16 protein-coding genes and 3 tRNA genes are annotated in these 25,021 nt (G+C 69.4%); 5 read left to right on the plus strand and 14 right to left on the minus strand.

All coding sequences use genetic code 11. From position 1 onward, the window contains the following. Nucleotides 1–59: 59 nt before the first annotated feature. The 4 genes from ABZ385_RS08625 to ABZ385_RS08640 all read right to left on the minus strand — a co-directional run bounded on the left by ABZ385_RS08625 (nucleotide 60) and on the right by ABZ385_RS08640 (nucleotide 5,716). On the minus strand, nucleotides 60–1,958 hold the full coding sequence (locus ABZ385_RS08625; protein ID WP_358910602.1) for an ABC transporter ATP-binding protein: 1,899 nt from the start codon (nucleotides 1,956–1,958) through the stop codon (nucleotides 60–62). 23 nt (nucleotides 1,959–1,981) lie between these two features. Next, nucleotides 1,982–3,715 carry an ABC transporter ATP-binding protein gene (locus tag ABZ385_RS08630; protein WP_358584348.1) on the minus strand — a complete coding sequence of 578 codons (1,734 nt, stop codon included), beginning with the start codon at nucleotides 3,713–3,715 and terminating at the stop codon, nucleotides 1,982–1,984. 195 nt (nucleotides 3,716–3,910) lie between these two features. After that, nucleotides 3,911–5,338: an FGGY family carbohydrate kinase gene (locus ABZ385_RS08635; protein WP_358910508.1), complete on the minus strand. Its 1,428-nt coding sequence runs from the start codon at nucleotides 5,336–5,338 to the stop codon at nucleotides 3,911–3,913. Nucleotides 5,339–5,413: 75 nt separating this feature from the next. Further along, nucleotides 5,414–5,716: a YtxH domain-containing protein gene (locus ABZ385_RS08640; protein WP_358584350.1), complete on the minus strand. Its 303-nt coding sequence runs from the start codon at nucleotides 5,714–5,716 to the stop codon at nucleotides 5,414–5,416. Nucleotides 5,717–5,900: 184 nt separating this feature from the next. On the opposite strand from ABZ385_RS08640, the gene ABZ385_RS08645 reads away from it, so the two are divergent. The 3 genes from ABZ385_RS08645 (at nucleotide 5,901) to ABZ385_RS08655 (ending at nucleotide 6,314) form a co-directional block, all read left to right on the plus strand. After that, a tRNA-Asn gene (locus ABZ385_RS08645) sits at nucleotides 5,901–5,973 on the plus strand. A gap of 5 nt (nucleotides 5,974–5,978) precedes the next feature. Continuing rightward, nucleotides 5,979–6,051 (plus strand) — tRNA-Asn (locus tag ABZ385_RS08650). 186 nt (nucleotides 6,052–6,237) lie between these two features. Continuing rightward, nucleotides 6,238–6,314 (plus strand) — tRNA-Ile (locus ABZ385_RS08655). 1,799 nt (nucleotides 6,315–8,113) lie between these two features. Here ABZ385_RS08655 and cas2e read toward each other — a convergent pair. The 10 genes from cas2e to ABZ385_RS08705 all read right to left on the minus strand — a co-directional run bounded on the left by cas2e (nucleotide 8,114) and on the right by ABZ385_RS08705 (nucleotide 23,519). Next, entirely contained in the window at nucleotides 8,114–8,473 is a 360-nt protein-coding gene (gene cas2e, locus ABZ385_RS08660; RefSeq protein ID WP_358910510.1) for a type I-E CRISPR-associated endoribonuclease Cas2e, read from the minus strand. Further along, nucleotides 8,470–9,423, minus strand: coding sequence for a type I-E CRISPR-associated endonuclease Cas1e (cas1e, locus tag ABZ385_RS08665; protein WP_358910512.1), 954 nt, complete (start codon nucleotides 9,421–9,423; stop codon nucleotides 8,470–8,472). Before cas1e ends, cas2e begins: the two co-directional genes overlap by 4 nt. Next, on the minus strand, nucleotides 9,420–10,142 hold the full coding sequence (gene cas6e / locus ABZ385_RS08670; protein ID WP_358910514.1) for a type I-E CRISPR-associated protein Cas6/Cse3/CasE: 723 nt from the start codon (nucleotides 10,140–10,142) through the stop codon (nucleotides 9,420–9,422). Before cas6e ends, cas1e begins: the two co-directional genes overlap by 4 nt. Continuing rightward, complete coding sequence (cas5e, locus tag ABZ385_RS08675; protein WP_358910516.1) at nucleotides 10,142–10,951, minus strand: type I-E CRISPR-associated protein Cas5/CasD; 810 nt, start codon at nucleotides 10,949–10,951, stop codon at nucleotides 10,142–10,144. Before cas5e ends, cas6e begins: the two co-directional genes overlap by 1 nt. After that, nucleotides 10,948–12,165, minus strand: a complete 1,218-nt coding sequence (gene cas7e, locus ABZ385_RS08680) for a type I-E CRISPR-associated protein Cas7/Cse4/CasC (protein WP_358910518.1) — start codon at nucleotides 12,163–12,165, stop codon at nucleotides 10,948–10,950. The genes cas5e and cas7e overlap by 4 nt, the downstream gene beginning before the upstream one ends. 63 nt (nucleotides 12,166–12,228) lie before the next feature. Continuing rightward, complete coding sequence (gene casB / locus ABZ385_RS08685) at nucleotides 12,229–13,068, minus strand: type I-E CRISPR-associated protein Cse2/CasB (RefSeq protein WP_358910520.1); 840 nt, start codon at nucleotides 13,066–13,068, stop codon at nucleotides 12,229–12,231. Further along, a complete protein-coding gene (casA, locus tag ABZ385_RS08690) occupies nucleotides 13,069–17,733 on the minus strand; it encodes a type I-E CRISPR-associated protein Cse1/CasA (RefSeq protein WP_358910521.1) in 4,665 nt (1,554 codons plus the stop codon). Between the two features lie 2,627 nt (nucleotides 17,734–20,360). Further along, on the minus strand, nucleotides 20,361–20,843 hold the full coding sequence (locus ABZ385_RS08695) for a hypothetical protein (protein ID WP_358697658.1): 483 nt from the start codon (nucleotides 20,841–20,843) through the stop codon (nucleotides 20,361–20,363). A 96-nt stretch (nucleotides 20,844–20,939) separates the two neighbouring features. Further along, on the minus strand, nucleotides 20,940–22,190 hold the full coding sequence (locus tag ABZ385_RS08700) for a helix-turn-helix transcriptional regulator (protein ID WP_358910523.1): 1,251 nt from the start codon (nucleotides 22,188–22,190) through the stop codon (nucleotides 20,940–20,942). Nucleotides 22,191–22,388: 198 nt separating this feature from the next. After that, nucleotides 22,389–23,519 (minus strand): YihY/virulence factor BrkB family protein, encoded by a 1,131-nt coding sequence (locus ABZ385_RS08705; RefSeq protein WP_358910525.1) that lies wholly within the window; start codon nucleotides 23,517–23,519, stop codon nucleotides 22,389–22,391. Nucleotides 23,520–23,721: 202 nt separating this feature from the next. Here ABZ385_RS08705 and ABZ385_RS08710 point away from each other — a divergent pair, with 202 nt between their 5' ends. Together ABZ385_RS08710 and modA are read left to right on the plus strand one after the other, a co-directional pair. After that, the gene (locus ABZ385_RS08710; RefSeq protein ID WP_358584360.1) at nucleotides 23,722–24,120 is read left to right on the plus strand and encodes a helix-turn-helix transcriptional regulator; all 399 of its coding nucleotides are present in this window, start codon (nucleotides 23,722–23,724) and stop codon (nucleotides 24,118–24,120) included. A 16-nt stretch (nucleotides 24,121–24,136) separates the two neighbouring features. Then, the gene (modA, locus tag ABZ385_RS08715) at nucleotides 24,137–24,961 is read left to right on the plus strand and encodes a molybdate ABC transporter substrate-binding protein (RefSeq protein WP_358910527.1); all 825 of its coding nucleotides are present in this window, start codon (nucleotides 24,137–24,139) and stop codon (nucleotides 24,959–24,961) included. Nucleotides 24,962–25,021: the final 60 nt, after the last annotated feature.

Consider the following 25,021-nt stretch of genomic DNA (forward strand, 5'->3'; position numbering starts at 1 on the left):
CTGCGCGCTCAGCCACACGAGACCGGCACCCGCAGAACCCCGACACCCCGACGGCGCCCCTAGTCGACCTCGGCGACGGCCTCCGCGAACTGCGCCGCGTACAACCGCGCGTACGCCCCGTCCGCCGCCAGCAACGCGTCGTGCGTCCCCTGCTCCACGATCGCCCCGTCCTCCATGACCAGGATCGTGTCGGCGTCGCGAATCGTGGAGAGCCGGTGCGCGATGACGAAGGAGGTGCGCCCGTGCGCGAGGCGGGCCATCGCCTTCTGGATGAGCACCTCGGTCCGGGTGTCCACCGAACTCGTCGCCTCGTCGAGCACCAGGATCACCGGGTCGGACAGGAACGCCCGCGCGATGGTGATGAGCTGCTTCTCGCCCGCACTCACCCCCGTGCCGTCGTCGTCGATCACCGTGTCGTACCCGTCGGGGAGCGTGCGCACGAAGCGGTCCGCGTGGGCGGCGCGCGCCGCCTCCTCGACCTCCTCACGCGTAGCGTCCTTCGCGGCGCCGTACGCGATGTTCTCCGCGATGGTCCCGCCGAACAGCCAGGTGTCCTGGAGGACCATGCCGATCCCGGTCCGCAGCTCGTCCCGCGACATCTTGGCGATGTCCACCCCGTCCAGGGTGATGCGCCCGCCCGTCACCTCGTAGAACCGCATGAGCAGGTTCACCAGCGTCGTCTTGCCCGCGCCGGTCGGCCCCACGATGGCGACCGTGTGCCCCGGGTCCACGACCAGGGACAGGTCCTCGATGAGCGGCTTGTCCTCGGCGTAGCGGAAGGAGACGTGTTCCATCGCCACGCGCCCGCGCAGCTTCTCGGGCCGCTCACCGGGCACGGGGTCGGCCCCCTGCTCCTCGGCGTCGAGGATCTCGAAGATCCGCTCGGCGGAGGCGACGCCCGACTGCACCAGGTTCGCCATGGAGGCGACCTGCGTGAGCGGCATCGAGAACTGCCGCGAGTACTGGATGAAGGCCTGCACGTCACCGATGGTCAGCGAACCGGAGGCGACACGGAGGCCGCCGACGACGGCCACGAGCACGTAGTTGAGGTTGGAGATGAAGAACATCAGCGGCTGCATGACGCCGCTGTTGAACTGCGCCTTGAACCCGGCCTCGTACAGCCGCTCGTTCTGCTCGGCGAACGCCTTCACCGACTCCTCCTGCCGGCCGAACACCTTCACCAGGGCGTGCCCGGTGTACATCTCCTCGATGTGCGCGTTCAGTTGGCCGGTGGTCTTCCACTGCTGCACGAACTGCGGCTGCGACCGCTTGCCGACCTTCTTCGCCACGAGGAACGACAGCGGCACGGTGACCAGCGCCACCAGCGCCAGCAGCGGTGACACCCAGAGCATCATCACCAGCACGCCGACGATCGTCAGGGCCGAGTTGATGAGCTGGCCCATGGTCTGCTGGAGCGTCTGGTTGATGTTGTCCAGGTCGTTGGTGGCGCGGCTGAGCACCTCGCCGCGCTGCCGCTTGTCGAAGTACGACAGCGGCAGCCGCGACAGCTTCTCCTGCACGTCGCCCCGCATCCGGAAGACGGTCCTGTTGATGGCGCGGTTCGAGAGCCGGGTGGACACCGCCATCAGCAGGCCCGCCGCCAGGAAGGTGCCGAGCGCGAGCAGCAGGACCTCGCCCATCGCGCCGAAGTCGATGCCCTCGCCGGGCGTGAAGTCGACGCCGGTCAGCATGTCGGCCATGCCGCCGTCGCCCTTGTCGCGCATGCGCTCGATGACCTGTTCCTTCGTCAGGCCGTCGGGCATGTCACGGCCGACGATGCCCGCGAAGAGCAGGTCGGTCGCCTTGCCGAGGATCTTCGGGCCGAGGACGGAGAGCGCGACGCTCAGGATCCCGGCCGCGATCATCCCGTACATCGTGGAGCGCTCCGGCTTGAACTGCGCGAGCAGCCGCCTGCCGGAACCCTTGAAGTCCATCGACCGGGAGTCGGGGCCCATCATGGGGCCACCCAGACCAGGGGGCATTACGCGGCCTCCGCTTCCGTCAGCTGGGAGAGCACGATCTCCCGGTAGGTCTCATTGCTCTCCATCAGCTCGCCGTGGCTGCCGGTGCCCACGACCCGGCCCTCGTCCAGGACCACGATGCGGTCGGCGTCGCGGATGGTGGAGACGCGCTGGGCGACGATGACGACGGTCGCCCCGGCGGTCTCGCGGGACAGGGCGCGGCGCAGGGCCGCGTCGGTGGCGTAGTCGAGCGCGGAGAACGAGTCGTCGAAGAGGTAGATCTCCGGGCGCTGCACGAGGCTGCGCGCGATGGACAGGCGCTGGCGCTGGCCACCGGAGACGTTGGTGCCGCCCTGCGAGATGGGCGCGTCGAGCCCCTCGTCCAGGCCCGCGACGAACTCCTTGGCCTGGGCGACCTCAAGGGCGTGCCACAGCTCCTCGTCCGTCGCGTCGGGGTTGCCGTACCGCAGGTTGGTCGCGACCGTGCCGGCGAAGAGGTACGGCTTCTGCGGGACGAGGCTCACCGTCTTGGCCAGCAGCGCGGGCTCGACGGTGCTCACGTCCACGCCGCCGACCAGGACCTGCCCCTCCGTCGTGTCGATCAGTCGCGGTACGAGGCTCAGCAGCGTCGATTTGCCGCTGCCGGTCGACCCGATCACGGCGGTCGTCTCGCCGGGCCGGGCGATCAGGTCGATGCCCTTGAGGACGGGCTCCTCGGCGCCGGGGTAGCGGAAGCCCGCGCCCCGGATCTCCAGGTGCCCGTGGCTGCGCAGCGCCCGGACCGGGTCGGCCGGCGGCACCACGCTGCTGTCGGTGTCCAGGACCTCCTCGATGCGCTCGGCGCAGACCTCCGCGCGCGGCACCATCATGAACATGAAGGTGGCCATCATCACGGACATGACGATCTGCATCAGGTAGGCGAGGAACGCGGTGAGCGCGCCGATCTCCATGCCGCCGTCGTCGATGCGGTGCGCGCCGAACCACACCACCGCGACGGAGGAGAGGTTCACGACGGTCATCACGATCGGGAACATCAGCGCGAGCAGCTTGCCGCTGCCGAGCGAGACGGCGGTCAGATCGGCGTTGGCCTTGCGGAAGCGCTCCTTCTCGTACGTGTCGCGGACGAAGGCGCGGATGACGCGGTTGCCGGTGATCTGCTCGCGCAGCACGCGGTTCACCGTGTCGAGCCGTACCTGCATGCTGCGGAACAGCGGCCGCAGCCGCCGCACGATCAGGCTCACGCTGACGGCGAGGACGGGCACGACGGCGACCAGGACACCGGAGAGCGGCACGTCCAGGCCGAGCGCCATCACGATGCCGCCGACGCACATGATGGGCGCGGTCACCATCAGCGTGAACGACATCAGGGCCAGCGTCTGGACCTGCTGGACGTCGTTGGTGGTGCGCGTGATGAGGGAGGGCGCGCCGAACTGCCCGAGCTCGCGCGCGGAGAAGGACTGCACGCGGTCGAAGACGGCGGCCCGGACGTCGCGCCCGAGGGCGGAGGCGGTGCGCGCGCCGTAGAAGACGGCACCGATGTTGCAGGCCATCTGCACGACGGTGACGGCGATCATGATGCCGCCGTAGGTGAGGATGTGGCCCGTGTCTCCCCGGACGACGCCCTCGTCGATGATGTCGGCGTTCAGGGTGGGCAGATAGAGCGAGGCGCAGGTCTGCAGGAACTGCAGGAGCACCAGCAGGGCGATGGGTTTCTTGTACGGACGCAGATACGTCCGCAGGAGTCTTATGAGCACGCTCGGTCTCTCGAGGAGTCGGGTGTCGGCAGGCGAGGTCGTTCCCTATCCTGCGACACCCGACCCCCGGGGCGGCAACCGATTAACCCATGACCGAGTCAAAAATCTTTCCCGGTACAGAACTGTCCTCGCTCAAGAAACCCGAAAGCGCTCATTCCGCCCTACGGGGACCCGCCGGGGCCATCCGGGTCACCCTCAGGAGAAGGCCCCGGGGTGCGCCTGCTCCCGCACCGTCGCGTACTGCTGCCGCACCGCCTGGCCCACCGCCAGCTCCTCACCGGGTTCGAAGACCTGCGCCGCGGCCCCCTGCCAGTACGGCAGTTGGCCGGTCAGCGCCCACGCGGCCTGGCGGGCGGCGCCGATCGCGGCGTAGTCGGCGGGCTGGGGCACGACGACCTGCGTACCGAAGAGCATGGGGGCCGCCGCCTGCACGGCGGGCAGCTCGGCGGCGGCGCCCAGCAGGAACACCCGCCGCACCTCGACCCCACGCGCCCGCAGCACGTCGAGCGCGTCCCCGAGCCCGCACAGCATGCCCTCGAACGCGGCCCGCGCCAGATGCTCGGGCTTCATCGACTCGCGCCGCAGCCCGGTCAGCGTGCCGGCGGCATGCGGCAGATTGGGCGTCTTCTCGCCCTCCAGATACGGCAGGAGTACGAGGCCGTGGGCGCCCGGCGTCGACTTCACGGCCAGCGCGGACAGCTCCTCCAGGTCCGTGACGCCCAGCATCTCGGCGGTGCCGCGCAGCACCCGTACGGCGTTCATCGTGTGGACCACCGGAAGGTGCATGCCCGTGGCGTCGGCGAGCGAGGTGATCATCCCGCCCGCGTCGACCAGCGCCTCGTGGTGCACCGCCATCACCGAACCCGACGCCCCGAGGGAGACCACGGCGTCGCCCCGCTGCACGCCGAGCCCGAAGGCGGCCGCCATCGTCTCGCCGGTCCCGGCGGAGATCAGCAGCCCCTCGGGGGTCGTCCCGGCCGGCTCGGCGGGCCCGATCACCTCGGGCAGCACCGCCTGGTGCCCGAGGGCCAGTTCGACCAGGTCCGGGCGGTACGCGCCGGTCGCCGCCGACCAGTAGCCGGTGCCGGAGGCCCCGCCGCGGTCGGTCGTGCGCCGGGCGGGACGGCCCAGGAGCTGCCACACGAGCCAGTCGGGGGCCTGCATGAGGGCGGTGACGTGCCGGGCCGCCTCCGGTTCGGTCCTGGCCAGCCAGCGCAGCTTCGTCACGGGCTGCGCGGACTGCGGGACGCACCCCACGGCCTGCGCCCAGACCTCGCGGCCGCCGAGGGCGTCGATCAGGTCGACGGCGGCGACCTGCGCCCGCCGGTCGTTGCCGACGAGCGCGGGGCGCACGGTGTTGCCGTGGTTGTCGAGCGGCACCAGCGCGTTCTGCTGGGCGGACACGCCGATCGCCTGTACGCCGTCGAGCAGCCCGCCGCTCGCGGCCTCGCCGAGGGAGAGCAGCCAGGCCTGTGGATCCACGTCGGCCGGGCGGCCGCCCCCCTCGGCGGCCTCCACCGGATGCGGGGCGTACCCCTGCTTGAGCACGGCACCCGTGTCCGCGTCACAGACCACGATGCGCGTGAAATCGGGCGAACTGTCCAACCCTGCGACTATCCCCATGCCGGGAATTCTGCCGCACCGCCGGACCGGTCCGTACCTGTGTTCGCCGTCCGTGATCGCGGGGGCCCGCCGCCGCTAGGTGTTGCTGGTGCCCCAGTCGTCCTGGCCGGGGCCCTGGCCGCGCTCGCGCAGCGACCGCACCCGCTCGGAGACCGAGTCGGGCAGCCGGTCGCCCATCTTCTCGGAGACGGTGTGGAGAGCCTTGCCCGCCACCTCGCGTCCCTGCTGTCCCGCCGACTCGACGGTGTTGCGCACGGCCGGGTTCTGCGCGATCTCCCTGGCCGACTTCTTCAGCTTCTCGTAACGCTCGCGTCCGGCCCGGGTCCCGAGCACGTACCCGAGAGCCAGTCCTGCCACGAATGTGAGCCGGTACCGCATGGCTGCCACCCTTCCCTTGCGTCCGCGTCGCGCGTCTGTCGCTCGCCTGTCACTCGTATCCCGAATCAGCTGAGGGACACCGATTGGCGGAGCACCCCCCTGCTTGCGCTAATGTATGTGTCGCAGCGAGCGTCCGCCGCCCGGAGAGTTCCCAGGTGGATGCGTTCGATGCACAACGAGACGATCCCCTGTAGCTCAATTGGCAGAGCAGCCGGCTGTTAACCGGCAGGTTACTGGTTCGAGTCCAGTCGGGGGAGCTCGGTCTCCTGTAGCTCAATTGGCAGAGCAGCCGGCTGTTAACCGGCAGGTTACTGGTTCGAGTCCAGTCGGGAGAGCTGTACGGAAGGACCCCGGAGACCCCCTCCGGGGTCCTTTTTCGTATCGTTTGCCCCCCTGGTGGAACCGCGCGGGCGGCCCCGCTGTCCTCATGGTCGAGCGAAGCCGACCATCCGAAGCAGGAGATCGTATGAGCGGCTATGCTGCGGCAGACGGCGCGCACAAATGTGCGCGACGCGCCGTTAGGGGCGGTAGCTCAGCCGGTTAGAGCAGCGGACTCATAATCCGTCGGCCGTGGGTTCGAGTCCCACCCGCCCCACCAAGGCGCCGTTGCGCAGGAACGATTCGACCTGCGTCAACTGTGCCCCTCGGCGGATCGCCCTCCTTGGAGCGACACGCCAAAGGTCCGCCGGTTCGCCCTCTGCGGGCCCGAGCCCCTGACGGCCCCCCAATCGCCGGGCCTCGCCCGTCGGCCATCCCCGAGCAAGATCGTTCTGGTCCGGGGGACGGGCTTCTCGGGGGCGTCGCGCGTGTGGTGGTCGCCGCGCGGAGGTGTGGCGGACGTGAGGTCCTCGTGCGTGGAGGGCGTTTCCTGCAGGGCTGCGGCCTGAGTTTTTCGGTTCTCGCGGCCGTAGGAACCTTGGGAGTGGCCCCGGCTGCCCGAGAAGCGGGTTGACGCCCGATGGCGTCGGCCCGTACGGCGGCGCGGACCACTGGCGCACCCGCTGGCACATGCCCTGCCAGGAGGGGCCACCCCCGCATGCGCGGGGACCATCTGAACAAGGCAATGGCGAAGCAGTTGATCACGGGACCACCCCCGCATGCGCGGGGACCACGAGGAGTACAGGCGCGGCTGTGGTCTGGTGGGCGGGACCACCCCCGCATGCGCGGGGACCACGGGGTCCTGTTCGGGATCGCCCTGTCCGGCACGGGACCACCCCCGCATGCGCGGGGACCACGGCGAGGTCGTCATCGAGCGGCACCGGGTGGAGGGACCACCCCCGCATGCGCGGGGACCACCCTGCGTCATCGGCTACGACGGAGAAGAGCCGGGGACCACCCCCGCATGCGCGGGGACCACCGCGCTCGATCAGCAGGACGTGGCCGTCGGGAGGGACCACCCCCGCATGCGCGGGGACCACGGCGCGGGCGAGTGCGTCGTCGGGATTGGGCAGGGACCACCCCCGCATGCGCGGGGACCACACCCTGCCGCCTGGCCGGCCTGGCTTCCCCACGGGACCACCCCCGCATGCGCGGGGACCACGGTCGGGGTCCTCCGGACCCACCGCCGTCTCCGGGACCACCCCCGCATGCGCGGGGACCACCGGTGAACTCCCGCTCGATCGTGCGCAGGACGCGGGACCACCCCCGCATGCGCGGGGACCACAGAATCCCGCCGGACGCGATCGACTCCCCGAAAGGACCACCCCCGCATGCGCGGGGACCACCTGTGGCTCAGGTGGCCTGAGTACGGCTTCGGGGGACCACCCCCGCATGCGCGGGGACCACCCGCTTCGTGAACGTGAAGGAGACCCCGCCCATGGGACCACCCCCGCATGCGCGGGGACCACCATCAGGACACGGGGCCCGCCGACACCACACCGGGACCACCCCCGCATGCGCGGGGACCACGAGACTGCGGGGATGACCACGCAGCGGCTGCCGGGACCACCCCCGCATGAGCGGGGACCACTCGGCGAGCACGGCCTCGGCCGCCGAGGCGACGGGACCACCCCCGCATGAGCGGGGACCACTACAGGGCGTGATCGGGGTCGACGTCACACGCGGGACCACCCCCGCATGAGCGGGGACCACCCCTGGGTGATCAGGTCCCCGGGGTCGAGTCCGGGACCACCCCCGCATGCGCGGGGACCACTCCCACCGTGAGCAGGGGGCAGCGAGCCAGGCGGGACCACCCCCGCATGAGCGGGGACCACCAGGGCCGAGCCAAGAGTGACGGGATCGCGCCGGGACCACCCCCGCATGAGCGGGGACCACAGTGAGTGACCTGCATGTCTGTGGGCGGGGGCATCCGATTTTGCTTACTAGGCGAGATTTCGACATACGGTGCAAAGTGGGCTTCACATCTGTAGGGGAGGACCAAGCTCTCCGTCGTTCTTGTCAGCCGCCGAAGCGTCGTCTCTTCGATGCCTTGCTCCATCCCGTGCGAGGGGGAGACGGGTGAGCGTCGTCGGAGTGAGGAGCGGTGCGGGACGGGCGGTGGATCAGGGTCAGGCCCTCGTGGTCCACCGGGTGCCAGGCGTGGTCGTGGGTCTTGAAGGCGAAGCCCTGTTCGGTGTCGGTTTGGTAGGCCAGGAGGGCGCGGCCCTGGCCGGAGTACTGGCGTACTTCTGCCCACAGGATGTCTCGTACGCGAGCCGTGGGAGCGCCCAGGAAGACGCCGGGGGAGATCTCCAGGAGCCAGCGGGTGAGGAACCCTCTGAGTCCGGAGGGGCAGTTGGCGAGCACGATGACCGTCACCAGATCGGTTCCTCCGCGCCGTAGTTGCGTCCGCCTTCGAGATGCGTGCCGCCGTCCGACTGCACGGTCATGCGGTCCTCGTCGGTGTCCGTGGCCGCAAGGGCGCCCGTGTAGCCGAGCAAGTCCTTGATGTCGCGTACACAGCGATCAAGCAGGTTCGTCCGGTTGATGCGGTCCCGCAAGGCCCTGCGGGTCCGGGAGGCGACGTCCTCCGCCCCCTCCGCGGCCGCGTCGAACGCCGCTGGGATGGCCACGTCTGTCTTGTAGAGGTCCGCGACGTCGAGTACGAAGGACCGTTCGTTGCCGGAGTGCACGAATCCGAGGGCGGGCGAGCAGCCGAGGGCGGAGACGACGGAGTGGGCGACGCCGTACATGCACTGCGCCGCCGCGGTGACCGCCTGGTTGGGCGGGTCGCCGGCCGAGAAGTCCTCTCGGTGGTACTCGCGTCGCCGCCACGGGACTCCGGTGCGGGCCGCCTCACGTCCGTAGCACTCCTTGAGCCGACGTCCCTCCATGCTCAGCAGTTCCTGGCGGGAGCGCCCGGCGGGGTCGTCGTGCGGAAACCGGAGACGGTACATCGCGCGGGCCACTTCTAGCCGGGTACGTCGGTTTGCCCAGACGGTGGCCTGTGCCTCGGCCAGGGCCGACGAGCGGCTCAGAGCGCGTCCGCCCGCGTAGAAGCGCACGCCGTGCTCGCCGACCCACGTCACGCCTGCTCCGCACTCGCCGAGCAGGGTCATGGCCTGATGGGTGACTCGGGTGCCGGGGCCGAGGAGCAGTGTGCCGATGGTGGCCGACGGGATGTGGGTCACACCGTCCGCGTCGGTCGCCGTGATCGCGTTGTCGTCGCGGTGGATGGTGCACCGCTCCAGGTAGACGAAGGACAGTCGGTCCCCGACCCGCGTGAGTTCACGTGGTGTGGACGCCGGTCTGCGTCCGACGGTGCTCACTGAGGGGTCACCGGGGCGAGCGTCATCAGTCCGCAGCCGTACGCCTTGGCCTTGCCGAGGCCGTGGGTGAGGGTGCGGCGGAAGGCCTCGGGGTCGGTGATCCGCAATCGCCCGTCGAAGGTCACCCGGGTGAAGCGGACGTCTTGGCGCGGTCGTTCGGCCTCAGGCCGTCGGAACTGGAGCGGCAGTTGATCCCGCACGATCAGTTCGTACTCGTCACCGGACGGGGTCACCTGTTTGTCGGGGGCCTTGCGCAGTACCTCGAAGCCCGCCCTTTCCTGGCGCTCCAGCAGCCAGCGCAGCTGATGGCGTGGTGTGCGGTGGGCGGTGCGATGGGTGCGGGCGCCTGGCTTGTCCTGGGGCAGGCGGATGTTGTGGACAGGGTTGGCGGTGAGCCTGAAGCTCCAGGTGTCTTTGGCGGCGAGGGCATCGAGGAAGCCGGTGTAGGCGAAGGTGGCCCATCCCGGTTCGGCCAAGGTCGGCCAACCGGCCTGTTCGACGAGGTGCGTCAGGTCGGGCCGGTGGGGACTGACGATGTAGAGCTGGGCCCGTGCCTGGTGGTCGTTGTCGAGGCGCCACAGGACACGTGGGCCCTGGCCGTCCCGTGCCGGTGGTTCGGGAAAAGCCATGTTCACGGCGCCGTGCATCAGGTGGGGCGAGCCGAGCAGGCGACGCGCTCCGGAGCGTGCGGAGTTGAAGCGGAAGCGGGTCAGATACATCAGTGGATCCTCGGCAGTCCGGATTCCGGTGGTGTCGTGTCCGGGGGCCAGGTGGAGGCGGACGGTCCGTCGGCAGGTGGGAGCAGGCTGGTCGGCTCGTGCGGTGGGGAGGGGGGTAGGGCGCCTGGCGGGGATGCGGGGGGCTCGGGCCGTCCTGTACGTATTCCGCGCAGACCGTACTGGCGGTGCCGGGGATCGAAGCTCAGCGGAATGTCCCGTACCGAGAAGTCGGGTATTTCGGCAGGCGGGCAGTCGATCAAAGTGTCCAGAGGCGGATCCGAGGCAGGCGTATCGCTGTCTCCCTGCCGTGCAGTGGATCGTCTGACGTACCAGTTGGCCGCCTGCCACGGGGTTTCACGCAGAGCCTGCTCCAGCGGAATCTCCTGGGGCGGGCCGACGGTGATGGGACGCGACGGCGGACATGACTGGCGGCCGAGGAACGGAAGGAACCGTGGGGCGAGGAGCGCCTCGTAGAGTTGTCGGATCAGACGGTTGTCGCCTTCGACCCCGGCCAGGAAGACCGCGTCCGCCAGGTAGAACCGCTCGGAAAGCGGCATGGCCCGGCCCGAGTCGCAGTGGTGGGCCGTGTGGAAGTCCCGCACCCGGGTGCCTGGCTGGTCGATCCTCACACCGAACCGCAGTGCCGCCAGGTCGGAGAGGTCCTCTTCCCGGCCTCGGCCCAGTGCTGCGGCGAGCAGGCCGAGGACGCCGCTCTTGGTCGGGGCGTTCTCCGTGCTGCGGCGGGCGAAGCGGGCCGCGGATCCCCACGCCTGCAGAGGCCCGGCCAGCCGGAGCAGCAGGACGCTCATGCCGGCGACCCCGGCGCTCCCACCCGCTGCGCGACGGCGTCCTCGACGGCCTTGGTGAGGGTGCCCAAGGTGACCCCGGTGCCCAGTTCCGCGAGCGCCCGGGTTTCCTCGCCTACGCGAAAGACCCAGGTCGGCTGGTCGTCGGGAACCCCGTACTGGCGCTCCAGGTCGGGAATGTAGGCCGCGAGACGCTTGCAGCTCTCCCGGACGTAACCGCCCTCGGCGCCCTGGCTCACTGGTTCTTCGAACGCGCCGACGAAGCTGATGGGCCGTTGCGAACGGAGTTTGACTATCACGGCAGCCGGCAGTGTGTGATTGCCGAAGGCGTTGATCTTTCCTGTCGGCAAGGAAGTGATGAACGCTTCGAGGAAGGCGCTCGCCGCCTTCTGTGCCGGCGTCGTCGGGTGTTCGTTCTCCTGGAGTCCGACGCCGAGATTTCGGTGGAGTTCGTCGATGTCCACCGCGGCATACCGGTAGAGCGTCGCCGAGTTGAAGTCGATGGTGCCGATCATCCCGGCTCCGGATTCCTCGTCGGCGCTCCGGTCGTCCACGGCCGTGAAGTAGTCCGACTCGATCTCGGAGGGGTGCACCCCGATGGCGTGGGCGACCTGGGTGGCCCCTTCCACATTCAGACCGGGTGAGTCGGCGACCATACGGCCGAACAAGGCGATGTCCACGGAGTGTCGGCTGTCGACCGCATCCCGGATGCGGGCCCTGTACTCCTTGTTGTCCTTGAAGACCTCTTTGAACGCCTTGAGGTCGCCACTGGGACTGCCCTCAAGAGCGAGCACCGCCAGTGCGTCGAGCTGACGGCCGCTGAGGAACATCAGATACGAGGACTCGGGACTCGGCTCACGTTCTGCCTCTGCTCCGCCCTTGCCCCGGCTCTTCGGCTTGTCGATCTTGGAGCCGGTCGCGGCACGCATGACCTCGGTGGCCAGTGCGACACTCGTGGAGGCTTCCCATGACGGTTTCAGGTCTGTGATCCGCTCGGCGAGCGCATCGGCGACCTTTTTTGTCCGTACACCGAGTTCGGACGGGGGGAGCAGGTCCGCGAACGCCCTCCGGGTAGCCCGTTTCCACGCCTGGCTGGAGACACGGGCTCGCCGTACGCCACCGTAGACGGCGGATTTGGGGGTGCCCGTGTCGTCGCGATTCAGGTTGCTGGGCGGCACGGACTGAAGGATGTGGATGTCAAGAATGGTGCGTGTCAACGAGAGTTCTCCCTATGAGTGCCAGCACATGCGGTGACGAACGCCGGGTTGTCACCCTGCTCGCTAGTCGTCGGCGTTGAGTGGGTCGTCGAGGCCGGCCCTGTTCTCCCCGTCGGCCGCAGGACCTGTTTCGCTGCGGGATTTTCGTTGCGCGGACAGGTGGAAGTCACGGCCCCAGGTCCGGCGGACCTCGGCTTGACGGGCGGTGTCCTGCCAAGCAGTCAATTGGTCGGCCAGTCGCGCGTAGTCGAGGGGGAGCCGCGCGCCACGGAGCAGCAGCACCATTTCGCGAAGCCTGGTGCCCAGCATTTCGAATGATGTGGAAGTGCCGATGCGTACGAACCGTTTACGGATTGGCTCGCTCAGCTCCTCGTTCAATGGTGCGGCAGACGTCGCGGGTTGGGGTTCTCCGTCACCCCGCCGCCCCTGCGCCAAGTGCCGGACGGATCGGCCCAGGCCCCAGTCGTACGCGTGCATGTTGGCGTCGCGGATGGACTGCTGGTGGAGCGCCCACAAAGTGATCGTGAGGAATACGGCCTTCTCCTCGGCGAGTTCGCGTTGCTCGCTCCAGTGGCGTTCCTCGGCGGAGTAGTACTTTGCTGACGCTCCACCCCGCGGCTCGACGTCCTCGGCGGAGTCGTGCTCCGCCCGGATGGCGGACAGCTCCTCCAATCCGTCGTTGCCCCAGCTCTCGGGGGCTTCGTGCACGGCCTTGCCGACTCCGCGCCGGAGACGAGCCAGGGCCGCTGTGGCGCTCGAATTGTCCTGTCGGTACAGGACCTGCAGGCGCCCTATGCAACGGTCGGTGGCGCGTCCTGGTGCTTGCAGGGAGGGACGAGGCAACCCGCCTCCCGAAGATGACCGCGGTGTGCTCTTGGGCGATGACGGCATGTCGTCGGTCATTCAGTTACCTTCGTCCGAGTCTTTTCGCGGTCGCGGCAATACCTGGTTCAGCCGCTGTCGGAACCACAGCTCCGCGCGTGCGTCATTGACCCAGTGACGCCCCGAACCGGGGACGTCGGCCACCCGGCCCTCCGAGGCGGCTGACCCCGCGGAGTCGAGCAGATCCAGCCCGAGCCGCGTTATCCGCTGCCGGACAGTGGCCTGCCAGAGCCCCCGAGCCGCGTGCGGGTCGGTTCCTGGGCGCAAGGCGGCAAGCCACTGCCGGTACGGCCCGTCCAGTGCTCCGAAACCGAGGTCGCGGGCGGTGTCGCTTGCGGGATCGGGGTTCGAGCCCACGGCACGCGCCAGGTTCCCGGCCAGCTGGCCCAGTGCCGTCACCGCGCCCTGCGCGTCGTGCACCGCATCGACCGCCGTGGCGCCGAAGTCGGGTTTCTCCTCGTGCAGGAGGACCACCGGGAGGACGACCGAGTCATCCACGATCTCGTCCACCACGGACTGTTGCGTGCCGTACACCGCGCCTACGAGCCGCACCCGGATCAACGACGTCTGATCGATGAGACCTTCCGAAGCGAGCATCGAGTACCAGGAGACGACTCCGGCGGGAAGCGACTCCGGAGTGCCGTGCCCGGTGTCATCGCCGGGCGAGCGCCGCGCCGGCAGCAGCGAGCCCAGCCCGCGCCAGGCCGCCCGGCTCGGATCGTGTTGGCGCGGCATGTAGACCAGCGGCCGCCCCTGCTTCTTCTCCTGTGCGGCGCTGCGCCTCCAGCTGCACATGGGCTCTCGCTTCCAGGGCGCGTGCGGGGTCAGAGGGTCCCCGTACCCGAGAACGACACCGCTCACCTGCTCGCCGTCGACGTGCAGGCGCAGGCGCCGCGACTGCCAGGTGTACAGGTCCCGTAAGCCGACCGGGCCCCGGGTGAGCCGGCCTGGGTCGGCGGCCCCTGCCGTGGACGGGGGGTGTCGCCAGGCAGGCAGGTCCCCGTCGTCCTGCTCGACAATGCCCTCGTCGAAGGCGATCAGGTTCAGGAGCAGGGTCTGGTGCAGGGTGTCGCCCTCGGCGTGGATGCCGCCGAGGTTGCCGAGGGAGCCGACGCCGAGTGGATACACCTTGCCGGACTTGGCCCGAGGGTCTCCCACCATCCCGGACTTGATTCCCGAGGGGTCGTAGGCGTGCGCGTGAACCAGCCAGCGCGCGGCCTCGGCGTAGGAAAGCCGCTCCACGCCGGGGCTTCGCATGGTGAAGAAGGGTTCCCCGTTCGGCACGTCGGCGACGAGCCGATTGAGGGAGGCTATTTCTTCCTTGGCTGTGCTCAGACCGGCCACCTGATAGAAGGGCGTATCCGCGTGGAGCAGGTCGAAGCGGTCCCGGTGCCGCTCGAGGTAGCCGGGGACTTCGCCGAACGGGTCCCGCGACTCCCACAACTGCGCCCAGTCATCGAGTTCCGCCGGACCGTCAACCGCGTCGTGCAGAATCGCCAACAACAGCCGAAGCAGGGCGAAATCCTGAGTCGGAAGGTCACCCACGAGGCGACGCACATCCCGGGCCTGGGTGAAGATTTCCGTGAGTGACAGCTCGTCCATGCTTCCGTCGAGGCGCTGGACCGGCAACCACGGGGATGTCACGAGGCTGAAGGAGTCAGAACCCTGGAGAGGAGAGCGCGTGGGTGGCAAGGGGCTCACCTCCTTACCGGTGACGAGCGTGGGGATCGCCCGGTTCGCTGCTCGCTCATCGTCGACTTCCTCCGTCGGTTCGGCCTCGTGCACGGACAAGGTGGGGGCACGTGACGCCTCGTCGGCGCTCTGCATCCGCAACCCGTCGTCGACGCTGTACCTGAGTACGAAGCCTGACAGACGGGTCTGACAATCCTCGTCCAGAACGAGCAGCAACTCGCCTGCCAGCAGCGGGCATTCCTTCACCTGCCAGGCAGGGACCATGAATCGCTCCAGCTCACCGATGGTCCGATCGATCGCACCGGGGTGGGAGAACAGCCGGGGCAGAGCGATCGCGCTCGCGGCGACGGCCTCGGCGGTCCGCCGGTCGGGAGGGAAGTCCGTCGGCAGCCTCAGACCGCCCTGCCCGCGGGGCAGCCAGCGCACGGTGGCGAGCGTGCCGTCACGCAACCGCTGCACCACCAGGACCTCCAGGCTTTCCTGGCTGTCGCGCACTTGGGCTCTGCCCTCGCGGGTGTCGTCGGCATCACCGGCGTTGGCTCCGAGCCAGCCGTAGATCGGGCGCCCGGCCCGTCTGACCGGACCGAGCAGGAACGCCTCCGCCTTCTGCCGCTTGTCCGCGAGAACGCGGAAGTGTTCCGCCTGCGCCGCGCTCAGCTGCCCTGCCCAACCCGGCGGACCGAGCTCCGCCTCACCGTAAGCGGCCTGGACGAGCGGACTGATGTGGTGGGGAAGCACCAGTTGTTCACCGTCGAGATGCGGCCCGAGCACGGCCAGGCACCGAAGCAGAGCATGCCGTCCGTAGACGATCTCCGAGCCGTGCACGGGCTGTGGCAGATCCGGCTCCCACGCGGCACCCGTCACCAGGCAGCGGGCCGCGGCGAGCCGCGTCGGACGCTGTCGTGGATGCCGGTGCAGCCGCCCCATGCGCTGGAGCATCAGGTCCACCGGTGCCAGATCGGTGACGAGCAGGTCGAAATCCACGTCGAGCGACTGCTCGACCACCTGGCTGGCCACCACGACGTGTGGGCCAGCGGGCCGCTCTCCGCCCGGCCCGAAGACGTCCCGCAGTTCGGCGTCCCGGGCCGCTCGGTCGGCGGCCAGGAACCGGGAATGTGTGACCGTCACGTGCTGCGCACCGAACCGCTCGCGCAACACGTCGGCCGTGTCCAGGACGCGCTGGACGGTGTTCCGCACGACCAGAGCGCAGCCGCCGTCCTGGAGCTCATGCGTCAGCCGGTCGGCGAGCTGGTCGAGATCGTCGTCCAAGCGTTCCAATGTCACGTCCGTACGGCGCCCCGATGCGGCAGGAGGCTGTACGGACAGGACCGGGGCGCCTGGCGCAACGGCAGTGATGAGAGGGTAGGCAGCGGAGTCCGACCGCACTGCACCGTCTGGGACCGCTTCTCCTGCGTAACTGGCCGCCAACGCTCGCCTGCGGTCGGCAGGAAGGGTCGCCGACAGCATGATGACCGGGACGCGATACGCGGCGAGCCACTCCAGGACCCGGTCGAGGTATCGACCCATGTAGGCGTCGTAGGCGTGCACTTCGTCGATGATGACGACTTTGCCCGCCACCGCCAGGTGCCGCAGTGCCAGGTGTCGGCTCTTGAGCCCGGCGAACAGCACCTGGTCAATGGTCCCCACTGCGAACGAGGCGAGCAGTGCCTTCTTCCGTCCCCGTAACCACTGGTGAGCCTGCAATCCGGCGGGTTCGGATCGAGGGGACCGCACCCCGCTCAGCCGCTGTGACCGATCCGGCTCGACCGCCGCGATGGTGCGATGCCCCCGGCGCAGGAGACCTGACCAGACGTCGTTGAGCGCTGCTTTCGCATGGGCCAGGGCGACCGTCGAGGAACCGGAGGCGGGCAGGTGATCGAGCCAGTCCAACATCCGCGGGAACATGGCGTCACCGGTCGCCCGCGTGGGTAACGCCACCAGGCACCCACCGGCCCCGCTCCTGGCGGCCAGGATCTCCGCCGCCGCGAATGCCGCTTCGGTCTTGCCTTCCCCCATCGGGGCTTCGATCATCAACAAGCCTGGGGAAGGCATCTGTTGCGCGGCCCGAACGGCCTCGGCCTGTACCGGCCTGACCTGGGCCCCGACGGGAAGAGCGAAGCGCTCGGCGAACAGCGACTCTGCGGAGCGGTCAGTTTGCTCGGGCTCCCAGGGGCCCGGCAGGTCCAGTCCCTCCCAGGCCGCCGTGAGACGGCGGGCTTCACCGACCGGGCCGATCGGATGCCAGGAGGCCGGATCGTACGGGAACAGCTCGGCGGAGCTGGCTATCCAGTCCGACAAGATCACGATCGCCGTAAGGAGCACTTGCGCGGGCTGCGTAAGCCGGACGTCTTGCCAACTGTGCAAGTGCTCTGCGAAACCTGCTAGTTCAATACACCCATCCATCAACTCGTGCTGCACAGTGCGCCACAGGCCCTCGGCGTCGCCGGGGTGACGCAGGAGCCAGGGGCGGAGTTGGAGGTCGTGAATCTGCTGGTGCTCGGGCGGCGTGCCGTGGTGCCCGCCCGCCACGACAGCGAACTGTCCGGACACCCTCGTGGTCATGCCGAAGCGCACGCCGAGCCATTCCTGGAGCAGCAACTGCCCGGCCAGCCCATGCGGCGCTGTGCGGCGATCGGTTCCATATCGCGCGGCGGTCGGCATCTCCAGACCGGCGGCCCGCATGCGATCGGCGAGCGAATCGACTTGGCAGGCGAAGGCGCAGGTTGCCTTGCCGATGTCGTGGGCTGCCGCGAGGAACGTCACGAGCCGTCGTGCGCCGCTCTCGCCCTCTGGAAGGTCTTTGGCCACAAGGGACTTGATGTTGGCGGGCAGCCACGCATCCCAGAGCTTCCCGGCCACGCCGGCGCTGTCGGCCAGGTGCCGCCACAGGGGCAGATGACCATCGGTCTTCGGATCGTGCTTCGCCCAGGCGGTGCGGGCGGCCGGGGAGAGGTGCGCGAAGGGCGAATCGCCTTCTGGGGGTTCTTGAACCACAGGTGTATGAAACACGTCCGGGCCCTCGCGGAGACGGTTTTGCAGAAGAAGAGGACTTGGGGTGGCCGGCGTAGTAAGGCGCTGGCCGACGGGTCGAAGACCGCGTCGGGAACGGTCGGCACCCTGTGTGCCGGATGCCGACCGCGGCGGCTCCGTCAGGCCTGAGCGCTGCCCGATGTTGGCTGCGTGAGCACTAGGACGATGACCACGACCACGACGGCACCCCACACCCACGGGGCGTACGGAGAAGGTGCGGTCGGGCATGCGGCGAGGAGCGCCGCGAGCACCACGTAGAGAGCGGCGAACGGGCTGGAGGGACCTTCTGAGCTGCGGCTTGGACGTAATAGCATGAGGGCGTTCCTACGATCATCGAGTGGCTAGGGACAGGCCGGGCCCGGCCTCCTCGGTAGGACGGGGAGGTGCAGCGGGTCCGGCCGCTAACGTCAACGGGCCTGCTGCGGGGCCTGGTTGGGCGAGCGTACACGGTGGGCGGGTGCCGGGAGTCACCCTTTGGAACGCGGCATGTAGTACAGGCTGTAAGACGAGAGATCCCCAGTTGGCTCTGTATTTGTGAGCCAGCCTCCCGTGTGTGGGGACCGCGTCAACCGGCATGTCGCAGCACCAGGTGCCGCAGGGCCCGAACATGCGTGGGGACCACGGGACCGGCTTCCACGCCTGGATGGAGGAGGCGGGGCCCCCGCACACGCGAGGGCCGCCGGTATGCCGAGTTGCTGAGAAGTGAGGGCCACGGCAAGAACCTGTCTGACGCCTTCGCCACCATGGGACTACCCCCGCACGCGCGGGGACCACCAGCTCGGCGGTTACCGTGATCGGGTCGGCAGAGGGCCACCCACGCACGCGGGGGGACTTCGTCGCCGCCGAGCCGGTCAGGGACGTGGTGAAGGGACCACCCCCGCACGCGCGGGGACCACCAGTTCTACGAGGCCACCCCAGCCGGCCGCGCGGGACCACCCCCGCATGCGCGGGGACCACCGGGCCTGTTTCACCTGCCCGGCGGCCTGCCGGGGACCACCCCCGCATGCGCGGGGACCACCTCAACCCCCAGGCCAGAGCTAGGTGTAGAGCGGGACCACCCCCGCATGCGCGGGGACCACACCTCGGCGGTCGCCTGCGCCCGCTGATGCGCGGGACCACCCCCGCATGCGCGGGGACCACGTGCTGCAACTGATCACCGCCACCGACGAGGAGGGACCACCCCCGCATGCGCGGGGACCACACCCCCGCTACCTGCCGCAACCCCTCACAGGCGGGACCACCCCCGCATGCGCGGGGACCACTAGGTGAAGAACGAGGAGGCCGCCGACAGGGCGGGACCACCCCCGCATGCGCGGGGACCACGGAACAACGGAGCAGCGGTTCACGGTAGCGACGGGGACCACCCCCGCATGCGCGGGGACCACAGGAAGCGACCTGCTCGTTCATGGGCTGGGGGAGGCAACTTTGCTCACTAATGCGTGAACCGACATTTCGGGCACCCGTCATCCAGTCTTGCGGCCCAGGAGGGGAATCCTCGTTACTGCGGTACCCAGAGTGCAGGCTAAGAATGGCATTGGCGACTTGCGAAGCGGGCAGGGGAGCAGACATTCTCTCGTTCTGAAGAGAGCTGCTCCAAGGCGTAGTTGATCGAAGGATCTCTATGTTGCTCGCCGATGGGTTGGCGTGCGTGGTGTGATCCCTGCGTCTGCGGGGGTGTTCCCTGGGGATCTCTGGTGTTTGCGTGTTCCCCGCTTCTGCGGGGCTTGAGGTGGGTTCGCAGGCGCTGACACGTTCGCGGCCCCAGCCGTCTACTGAGAGGCTTGCGTGCCGAGTTTGCGACACGCCAGCGGAGTTTGCCCAGTACCTCAAGCGCACTTCCACCTCTACGGCAGCTCTGGTGATGCTTGTGGTGTTTGCGCTGCACCTGCGGAAGTCATTCGTCGGCATATGTGGCGGCTCCGCGCCAGCACGCTGGTGAGGGGGAGTTGGGACAGGCCGAGTGTGCGCCTACGGGAGCGGCCGTGTGGTGAACGCTTGACCGATCCCCGCTTGAGGAGGGCGAAGGGCCAGCCGCATGGAAGCGAGTGGTATTTCCGTGCCTTCGGCGGCTCCGTAGTCGAGAGGCGGCACTTGGAGCGTTCGAGTTCCACCCGCTCCACCCAGGCGTCAGGGCACAGGAACTACTCCACCTGTGTTAACCGTGCCTCTCAACTGAACACTCTGCTTGGGGCGAATCGTCGCCCCTACCCGCCGTCTGCTTTTCCGGCGGAACTGCGATGGGGGGGGCTGCCGGGGTGTGCGTCGCACGAAGCGGGGCGGTTGTGGGCACTTGGTGTGGAGCCAGGTGATGGCGTCGTCGGTCGAGATGGAGAGCTTCACTGCGAATGTGCCGGGTGGTTTTTGGTGATCGGGGTGTCGCAGTGCCAGCAGTATCGGGTGCCCTCACTCATCCCTGGCCCCGCCTTGGCGTACGGGTGGTTGTTCGCGGGCCGCTTCCAGGGTTCGGCGTAGGCGGCGGCCCTTCGCGCAGATGCGGCCCATGGACTTGCACGTGGGGCAGTCGTAGGTGTGCCTGACGATCGCTTGGCGGATTTCCAACGGGTTCAGCTCTGGGGGCCTGGGGTGGGCGGTCATTGTTCTGGCTCCGGGCTGACGCTGACCGCGTAGGTGATGAGCGCCGCTACCGTGCACGGTTCGCACAGGTCGCCCTCGAAGCGTGGGGGGATCGTCCAGTGCGTGCCAGGCGGCTTCCTGCGGTCGAGGCGGGGTACGCCGAGGTAGGTTCCTGTCCCCAGGCAGGGGGCGATGGCCTGGTGCGCCCACGCGCGCCCGGTGCGGGGCCGTGTGAGGGCGTAGTACGTGCCGCCCATGGCCCGGTTGTCGTGGATGACGGGGCCGTTGAGGGCGCGGCCGAGCAGGAGGGCGATCTGCTGCGGGTCGGTCGTGCACACTGCCGCGAGCACGAGCCGCTCGGGCAGGCGGACCGCCTCGAAGCGCCGGCCGAGCGGCAGCAGCGCCACGCCGGTATCGGCCCATTCGCGCCGGGCCTGCTCGGGAGCCTGCTGGGAGTGTGCCAACCAGTCCGAGAGGAGGTTCATCGTCTGCGTATCCACCGTCCGGGCCCCTGCCGTCGTCAGCGTCGATCAGGTCTGATGACGACGGTAGGAGGGGTGCGTCCCGACTGATGACCGGGATCCGGTCACCTCGTTTCAGGCAGACAAGAGACCAACGTTCACGGCGAGGCGTGAGGCGCGGCGCCGCCGGTTTGTCTCCTTCGACTCGGTCTCTTCCAGGATGATCCGCCGCGCGTACCCGTTGTACTTGATCGTTTCCGGTGCGGCCTTGTACGCCTTCTCGAGAGTTGCGATCGCCACGTCGGGCTGCCCGTCCAGCTGGTAGCCGCGAGCCTCCTCGATACGGTGTCGGGCCCGTCGTGGTCGCGACCTGATGACGGCTGTGTCCGCCCGGGCGGCCTGCCGCACCGATTCCCCGCCCTGGTGCAGTTCGACGGCCACGGTGACCGCGTGAGCTCCCATGATGGCGCGCGAGAAGGATGTGACCGGGTGGTAGTACTCGCTCGGCAACCGTTGGGTCATGTCGTTGGCCGTGTCCCAGTGCCGCCACGCCGTCCCCGTGTCCCGGCGGCGGGCCGCTGTGTAGCCCAGCTCGAACTCCAGGGCGCCCGCGATGGCGAGGAGGTCGGCGTCCGCGTCGGGAAGCAGGGGCGTCAGGATCCGGATGGCTTCGAGGTTGATGGCGTCAGCCGCGTCGAAGTGGTTCGGCCCGCTGTCGCGGTGCGCCTGTGCCAGCAGCCACGCGGCCACGCCGATCGAGTGGGGGTCGCCGGAGTCCTGCGCGGCCACCATGCCGCGTTCGGCGATGCGCCACAGGAGCGCGGAATCTGGCTGGTAGGCGACGAAGAACTGCGCGAGGGAGTACGTCTCGGCGAGCAGCTCTTGGGCCGCGCGACGGTCCCTTGCCGTGTCAGCCGTACGTGCGAGCGCCTGCGCGTCACGGATCAGGTCGGGCAGCAGCCTCCCGACGACCTCGCGATGGTTCGGGGCGGAGTGACGCGCCTTCCACGCCGCGTGGAGCCGCGCCGTCAGATGGGCGACGGGCGGCGGTTCGACGCTCTCGGAGAGGGAGAAGCAGTCGACGGCCGCCTTCACCGCGCCGAGGCGAGGGTGGCCGGGGCCGATGAAGAGGTCCACGTGCATGTCGGGATGCCCTGTCAGCTCGGAGAGGTCCCTTACCCGGAGTGCCTCGGCGATGCGCATCACCATGGCGAGACCCGGCGAGTGCTGCCGGCCGTTCTCGATCTTCCGCAGTGTGTGGGGTGAGACCCCGATGAAGTCGGCGAGCTGAGCGCGCGTCATCCCGCCCCGCTTACGGAGAATTTGCACCCGTTGGCCGAAGCGCAACGGGTCGGCGTACGGGGCCGGGGTCGCATCAGATGGCACGGTCTCGCCCCTCTCTGAACAGCTCGGCACCGTCAGGGTATGGGCGGGGCCAGTTTCGTGTGAGGGCTTTGGTCGGTGAACGATTCGCCCTGGCATGGGGGCGGCCCCCCTCCACCCGGAGGCGGAAGGGGGCCGAGGTGCCGCGGGGTGTTCCGTAGGGAATAGGTGCCCGGGGTTCGTGCGCGATATGGGGTGGGGTCAAGAGGTGGGGTTGGGGTCCGTGCCGTTGGGGTGAGGCCATTTGCGGGTGTCGCGGGGTTCCACGTAGGGCTCCTTCTCCGCGGGCATGCCGCCGGCGATCGCGCGCTGGCGGGCCAGTTCCGCGTCGAATTCCAGGCCGAGCAGGATGGCCAGGTTCGACAGCCACAGCCAGACCAGGAAGATCACGACACCCGCCAGCGTGCCGTACGTCTTGTTGTACGAGGCGAAGCCCGCGACGTACAGCGCGAAGCCGGCCGAGGCCACCAGCCACAGGAGCACCGCGACGATACTGCCGGGGCTCAGCCAGCGGAAGCCGGGGCCGTGGACGTTCGGGGCGCGCCAGAAGAGCAGGGCGATCATCAGGATGACGATGATCAGCAGCACCGGCCACTTCGCGATGGACCAGGCGGTGAGCGCCGCGTCGCCCAGGCCGATGGCGTCGCCCGCGCGCCGGGCGATCGGGCCCGTGAAGACCACGATCAGCGCGCTGGCGGCCAGCAGGATCATGAGGGCCAGGGTCAGGCCGATCCGCAGCGGCGTCAGCTTCCACACCGGGCGGCCCTCGGGCAGGTCGTACACGGCGTTGGAGGCGCGGATGAACGCGCCCACGTAACCGGACGCCGACCACACCGCGAGCAGCAGGCCCGCGATCGCCATCACGCCGCTGGTGCTGCCGCTGCCCTGCAACTGGCGTACGGCGTCGCTCAGCAGGTCGCGGACCGGGCCCGGCGCGAGCTTCTCCAGGTTGTCCAGGACCGAGTCGGTGGCCTTCTTCCCGATCACGCCCAGCACCGAGACCAGGACGAGCAGCGCGGGGAAGAGCGACAGCACGCCGTAGTACGTCAGCGCGGCGGCCCGGTCGGGCAGGTCGTCGTCCATGAACTCTTTGCCGGTGCGCCGCGCCACCGCCCACCAGGAGCGGGCGGGCAGCTCGGTGGGTTCGTCGGGGGCCGCCTCCTCGACCGCCGGTCCCGGACCGGCCGCGGACTCCGGACCGGCCGCGGACTCCGGTTCGCCTTCGTGCGGCTGGTCGTGGGTACGGGCGTGGTCGTCGCCGTCCCTGTCGCGTCCCTGCTCGCGTCCCAGGTCGCGTTCCTGCTTGTTTTCGTGTTTGTCGAAGAGTGCCATGTGGTGGTGAGTTGGCCGACTCGGCCGACGTATGCCTGTTCACGGCGAGAAGGTTGTGTGTTTCCGGCCTCCGACCTCCCCTAGAGGCCTCGGTGCGCGTCCCGGAGGGTCTCGGTGATTCCTCCATGGATCCTCGCACCTGCCATGGATGATCCGCAGAAATGTTTCCAGGTGCCAGGCATTTGGCCTTATCTTGGCGCACATGCAGTCCTACACGATCGGGCAGGCCGCGCGTCTGCTCGGGGTCAGCGCCGACACCGCCCGCCGCTGGGCCGACGCCGGGCGGGTCGCCACGCACCGCGACGAGGGCGGGCGGCGGCTCGTCGACGGCCGGGATCTCGCCGCGTTCTGCGTCGAGGTCGCCCAGAGCGCCGGCACCGGCGACGACGACATTCCGTACACCTCCGCCCGCAACGCCTTTCCCGGCATCGTCACCGCCGTGAAGCTCGGTGACGTGGCCGCCCAGGTGGAGATCCAGGCGGGCCCGCACCGCCTGGTCTCGCTGCTGACCCGCGAGGCGGTGGAGGAACTCGGCCTGGAGGTCGGGATGCAGGCCACCGCCCGGGTGAAGTCCACGAGCGTGCACATCGACCGCGTCTGAGCCAGGAGCGACTCCCATGTTTCCCGTGTCCCCGAAGTTCCGCGTGCCCGGCGCCCGCCGCGTCCCCGGCGCCCGCCGGGTCGCCGGCGCGGTCGTCACCGTCGCGCTGCTCGTCCCGCTCGCGGCGTGCGGCGGCGGCGACAGTGGCGAGAGCGGGAAGGACGGTGGCGGGAAGAACGTGCGGCTGACCGTCCTCGCCGCCTCCTCCCTCACCGACGTCTTCGCCACGGCCAAGAAGGAGTACGAGAAGGACCACCCCGGCACGCGGCTGACCATCTCCGCGGCCGGCTCCCAGGAACTGGCCGCGCAGGTCCGGCAGGGGGCGCCCGCCGATGTGCTGGTCACCGCCGACACCACCACCATGGACGGCCTCAAGGGCGAGACCGGCACCCCCACCGTGATCGCCAGGAACCGGCTGGTGATCGCCACCCGTGAGGGCAACCCCGACCGGATCAAGGGGCTCAAGGACCTCGCGGACAGCGGGCTGAAGGTCGTCCTCGCCGATGACACCGTGCCGGTCGGGCGCTACAGCAAGCAGATCCTCGACCGGCAGCACGTCACGGTGAAGCCCGTCTCCAAGGAGGCCAACGTCCGGTCCGTGCTCAGCAAGGTCGAGCTGGGCGAGGCCGACGCCGGCCTCGTCTACCGGACGGACGCCGCGACCGCGCCCGACAAGGTCGACGCCGTCGACATCCCCGACGCGCAGAACGCCGTGGCCTCCTACCCGGCCGCGACCCTCAAGGGCTCCGGCAACGGGGAGGCCGCGGCCGCGTTCGTGAAGTGGCTCAGCACCGCCGAGGCGCAGAAGATCCTGCGGGACGCGGGCTTCCAGAAGCCCTAGCGCGCACGCGGGTCCGGCTTGCGTGCCGGGCCCGCTCGCATGCCGGCGCGGCCGCCGGCA

It is taken from the genome of Streptomyces sp. NPDC005898, from assembly GCF_040629635.1.
Classification (GTDB): Bacteria; Actinomycetota; Actinomycetes; order Streptomycetales; family Streptomycetaceae; genus Streptomyces.